Source organism: Oleiphilus sp. HI0128, from assembly GCF_001635365.1.
Genome location: NZ_LWGG01001501.1, coordinates 1 through 775 on the forward strand (window position 1 = coordinate 1; position 775 = coordinate 775).

Below are 775 nucleotides of genomic sequence, written 5' to 3' on the forward strand. Positions count from 1 at the left end.
GTCAGTGCTTGCGGCAACAATTTCTGCAACGGTTTCGGTGTCGTCATTACATTGAGTATTGATCTGCTCACATACGTGGAAAGTCGCCACTCTATTGAAGTTTTTGACTGACGAGGAGTCTTTATCGTCATCGCTGCAACCTGCTAACAAGAGGGGGCTTGAAATGGCGAGAGCGAGAGCCGTTTTCTTAAACATATTCATAGAGTGCATAATTTTCCTTTCCATTTAACGATAGGTGTTTTTACTGAAGAGGGAATTATGTTTCGAGAGTGCTACAAATTTATGTCTCTTTTAAGTCACTTTGGTGACGGTACTTATATGCAAGGAGTGGAGCCTTCCTGTTTCTATAGAAAAATGACTAGTCGAAACAGGAGGCGAGTTGATTTAGCCGGGCTAGAGAGCACAGAGGTTTGATAACCAGATTGTCTGATAAGGCGCTAAATCGATTGTGTTATCAGCTTTGCTAAGCTCTTGCCCACTGATTAAGTTGCACCATGCTTGAGTATCGACCAGATTAATGTCAGCTATCGCAAGTTGCTGTGACTCCTTGCTGATGTTCGATATACAAAAAATGCTTTGCTTTCTGTCTGGAGACTGACGCCAATAGGCGAATATTTTATCCCCCAGGTGCAAAGTGAATTGCACTGCATTAGGGTGAAAGGCAGCATGTTGTTGTCGGATTTTTAGCAGACGTTTTATTTCGCTGAAGACACGCTGGTGATGCGTGTTTTCGTTAAGCTGCGTAGTTAAATCTGTATAGTCCCACTGGTGTCTG

2 protein-coding genes are annotated in these 775 nt (G+C 43.1%); both read right to left on the minus strand.

Annotation, left to right across the window (positions count from 1 at the left end):
- Positions 1-210 (minus strand): hypothetical protein (locus A3763_RS24715; RefSeq protein WP_197483107.1); only part of this gene is annotated, 210 nt, incomplete at its 3' end.
- A gap of 183 nt (positions 211-393) precedes the next feature.
- On the minus strand, positions 394-775 hold a 382-nt coding region (locus tag A3763_RS24720; RefSeq protein WP_197483108.1), incomplete at its 5' end, for an alpha-glucosidase C-terminal domain-containing protein.